We start from the raw sequence: 4,448 nt of genomic DNA, 5'->3' as shown, positions 1-4,448 counted from the left end.
GACTTATTCCCGCCATATATGGGCTAATTTGACGCAAACCTGGAATATATAAACCAAATAAAATGGTCCATATCCCATATTTATGGTAGCTGCCGCTTGCCGCTTCAATTTTCTCTTTGGTTAACCCTACGTATTTTCCGTATTTATCAAAAAATGGGGTTCCCGCATACCTTCCTAGCCCGTAAGCAGTAAGCATTCCAGTAATAACACCTAAAAAAGCAAAAAGAKATGATTCGTATAAGTTCAGCTGATGCTTGGCAATAAACATGCCTAATAATATTAAAAATGATTCTTCAGGCGCTGGAATTCCAACAATCCCACAAAAAAGTACAAGTAAAATAACAATATAACCATAGGAATGTATATACTGAGAAATAATTGTTAAGTCCACTGCTCGCTCCTCTATTTACGATTGATTCATCAATTGCTGCATGGTTATACTTTCATACCCTTGCTGTTTTAAGTAAGGTAAAAATTCTTCTAACGCCGCAATCGTCATTTCAGGTGCTTTTTCATCTGCTCCCGGGGTATCTCCATTATCGTGTAACACAAAAATGGCTCCATCTTCTACTTTACGCATTAGTTTTTGAACTAATGCCGTTTTCGTTGTTTTTAGTGTCCAATCCTGAAAGATTCCTGTCCAGATCACAAGGTGATATGGCTTGGCCATTGATAAACTGCTCATATTTAAATGTCCCCACGGCGGACGATAAAAAAGCGGCTTTTGATTGGTTACTTTCTCTATAACCTGTGCACATTGATGAATTTGTCTTTTTAATTGCCAAGGTGTTTGCATCCATGCACTCACATGACGATGATGATGTATAGCTACTTCATGTCCTTCATCGATCATTCTGTTTAAAATAGATGGGTGTTTCTCCCCTAGTTCTCCCACAATAAAAAAAGTAGCTTTCATTTCATACAGTTTGAACAAGTCCAAAATTTTTGGTGTATAAACAGGATGAGGACCGTCGTCAAATGTTATAGCTATTTTATGCTTTTTTTCCCCTTTTATTATGACTGATGAATGATAGCGACGATAAAGGGTTTGCGAAATAATGGTATATACACATATAACCATTAGAACGAAAAGTAAAACAATAAAAAAACGAGTCATATGCTTTTAACCATCCTTTTGAATTTAAATCCTGCATTTATTATAACGGTTTACTCAGACTTTGGTTTCATTTTTTTGTGATAGAAGCCAGGAATTTTAAAATAATTTGATACTTTACCTAAAAATAGCTGTTCTGCAAGGATATACCGGAAATAAAATGATATCATAAAATTTCCCTTCATTCAGTAAAAAAAGTACTTTTTACCAGTTATATCTATCTTTTGTATGATAACTGTCATTACTTTTTAAAAATAAAAAACTTCCCGCACGAGTGCGGAAAGTTTTTAAATTAAAATTTTGCTCGATACCATTTTTCAGCTGCTTCAATTTCTGTTCGTGTTAACTGATGCCCAAATGATTCCCAATGCACCTGTACGTCCGCTCCAGCTTTTTCTAAAAGCGCAGAAAGTTCTTCCGTTTCTGATGCTGGGCAAATAGGGTCGTTTGTACCTGCCCCAATAAAGATAGAAGCGTCGGTCTTAGGCACTTCAATTCCTCTTCTTGGAACCATCGGATGAAGAAGAGCCGCCCCTTTTAAAGAATTCTCATAATGAAATAGCAAACTTCCTGCAATATTGGCACCATTTGAGTAGCCTACAGCTACGATGTTGTGTCGATCGAATGAGTATGTTTCAGCCGCTTCATCTAAAAATTGATGAAGTTCTTTTGTGCGTTCAATTAAATCTTCTATATCAAATATTCCTTCTTGTAAACGTCTAAAGAAACGGGGCATTCCGTTTTCTAGTACATTTCCTCTTATAGATAATATGGAGCAAGAGGAATCAATCATATCCGCAACAGGGAGCAGATCTTGTTCTGTACCTCCTGTACCATGCAACAGCAATAAAGTCGGTTTCGTCTCGTCCGTTCCTTTTTTAAAAATATGTTTCACGTATATCCACTCCCTTTAAATATCTCGAATTAAAGATAATTTTATTATAAGAACTTTCGAAGCATTTGTAAAGGAACTACTGTCAAAGAAATACCTGTATGTTTTGCTGGCAGTATCACATAATACTGAATAACTTCATATGGCCATTGCTCATATGCAGCTAGGTATTTAATTCGTTTGACTTACAGGGTGGAAAGAAATATTCCACTTTTAGCTAAGTGCTCCCGTCAAAAGGTGGATAATGATTAAAACTCACCCGTCTTCCGTCATATAAAAAGTGCCCTAGTCTGATAAATTAGTTAATTTTTTCTTTATTTCGTTACTTTCAACAGATATCAGCATTTATACCCGAACGTACTGAATCTTATTTCGTATACGTGTTATAACAACTTTTTTCTATGAGAAACAGAACGTAAAATACCAGCTTGTTTTTTCATAAAGGGGAACAAAGCCCCGAATGGTGCTTTATACGACTTTATTTGACAAACACAAATTTATGGGTAAACTAAGTTCAGATGATTGTATTTCACTTCGTTTTAGTTTAATAAAAAAACGAAGCATCTGCGAGTAAGCAAAAAATAACTGCGTAAAGAGCTATTTATGTCAATCATCTTATACCCTAAAAACTTACCTGCACTTGAATAATAGCCTTTATTAAACTTAGCACGTCAGCTTGTGAACGTTAATACTTTACCACCCATCTCTCTGTTAAAAGATTGAATGGGCCAACAAACTTCAGCATTCTTTACATAACGACCTTGTAAAGACGAAGAATGTAGCTATGTGTGAACATGGAATTATTACTTAGTGGAGTGAACCAACATGAGGAAATTTATTTTAGCCTTTTTAGTCGTTGTTTTAATTGTAATGCTGGGAGTTACCTATGTATTAAAGCAATTTCAGCAAACGGCTGATTTATCTTACTCGAAACTGCAGTCGGTTCAAAGTACGGTAGTCTATGACAAAAATGACCGTAAGATTGACGAATTGTATAAAACCGTTCCCCGTCAAAATGTTTCGAGCAATGAAATTCCCGATTATGTAAAAATGGCGTTTGTTGCAACGGAAGACCGTCGCTTTTACAAGCATTTTGGGATTGATTTACAAGGTATTGGCCGCGCCCTTTTTAAGAACATTGTAACAATGAGTAAAGCTGAAGGCGCAAGTACCATTACACAGCAGTTAGCAAGAAACCTTTACTTATCTAGTGATAAGACCATTAAACGTAAAGTAGATGAAATGTTTCTATCACTAGGCTTAGAAAGACAATTTACAAAAGACCAAATTTTGGAATTATATTTAAATCAAATTTATTTCGGAAGCGGTGTATATGGTATTGGTGCAGCTTCTCAGCTTTATTTTAATAAGCCTGTATCAGATTTAACCGTAGGCGAAGCTGCGCTTTTAGCGGGACTGCCAAAAGCGCCGAGTACGTATTCACCAAGCAATAGTACAGAAAAAGCGACAGCCCGACGAAACGTTGTATTGAAACTGATGCATGACCAAAACGTTATTAGCGATACTCAGTATCAGCAAGCGTTAAACGAACGTGTAGTCAAGCCTAGTGTTCCTGTTAAAAAACCGAACTCAAATCAAGCATTTATTGATTATGTAATTAAAGAAGCTGCTCAACAGTATGGCGTATCTGCTGATGACCTTTATAAGGGTGGTTATGCCATTTATACAGATTTAGATCCTAATTTACAGGAATCGATTAATAACTCTGTAGCAAATCATACGTTCCGAGATGATGACATCAACAGCAAAGTAGAGGTTGGGATTTCAGCTGTTAACCCTAAAACAGGTGGAATCTCAGCGATGTATGGAGGACGCAGCTATGAGCGAAACGGCTTAAACCGTGCTACAAGCGGCTATCAGCTTGGTTCAGCTATTAAGCCGTYAGCCGTATACGGTCCAGCCTTAGAAACTGGAGATTATACGCCAACTTCACTCTTAAGTGACGAACGACAAGACTTTGGCGGTGGATATAGCCCTAAAAACGCAGAAGGTGAATATCAAAAGCATGTGACAATGCGTGAAGCACTTACCCGTTCACTTAACGTTCCAGCTGTTTGGCTTTTAAAACAAATTGGTATTGATACAAGCGCAAAATTCATGGAAAAAGCTGGACTTCCGCTTGAAGATGACGATAAGTCAAAATTAGGGCTTGCTCTTGGAGGAACGACCACAACGTTCTCTCCCCTTCAGTTAGCACAAGGATATACTACTTTTGCTAACAAAGGCGTCATGACTAAGCCGTACGCAATTCGAAAAATTGAGATGCGCGACGGTGAAGTGAAAAAGCCAGACATTCAAACAGCGCAAGTAATGAGTGAAGAAAATGCAGATACAATGACATCCATGTTGCAAGATGTGATTGAAAAAAGCTATGGAACAGGTGTTAACGCTCGTTCTTCACGAGATGCTGCAGGTAAAACC

The 4,448-nt window shown here is 37.3% G+C and carries 4 protein-coding genes; 1 reads left to right on the top strand and 3 read right to left on the bottom strand.

All coding sequences use genetic code 11. From position 1 onward, the window contains the following. From AC1DRF_RS17595 to AC1DRF_RS17585, 3 genes are all read right to left on the bottom strand, one after another. A partial coding sequence (locus AC1DRF_RS17595) for a DedA family protein (protein WP_477741275.1) occupies nt 1-391 on the bottom strand: 391 nt, incomplete at its 3' end. Between the two features lie 15 nt (nt 392-406). Continuing rightward, entirely contained in the window at nt 407-1,117 is a 711-nt protein-coding gene (locus AC1DRF_RS17590) for a polysaccharide deacetylase family protein (RefSeq protein ID WP_230183476.1), read from the bottom strand. Between the two features lie 289 nt (nt 1,118-1,406). Beyond that, on the bottom strand, nt 1,407-2,009 hold the full coding sequence (locus tag AC1DRF_RS17585) for an alpha/beta hydrolase (RefSeq protein ID WP_230183475.1): 603 nt from the start codon (nt 2,007-2,009) through the stop codon (nt 1,407-1,409). A gap of 822 nt (nt 2,010-2,831) precedes the next feature. Between AC1DRF_RS17585 and AC1DRF_RS17580 the strand changes: the two genes are divergently transcribed. Next, the coding region (locus AC1DRF_RS17580) for a transglycosylase domain-containing protein (RefSeq protein ID WP_477741274.1) at nt 2,832-4,448 on the top strand (1,617 nt) is incomplete at its 3' end.

Source organism: Priestia sp. P5_B4 (assembly GCF_056400385.1).
This window is presented reverse-complemented; position numbering and strand designations above follow the sequence as displayed.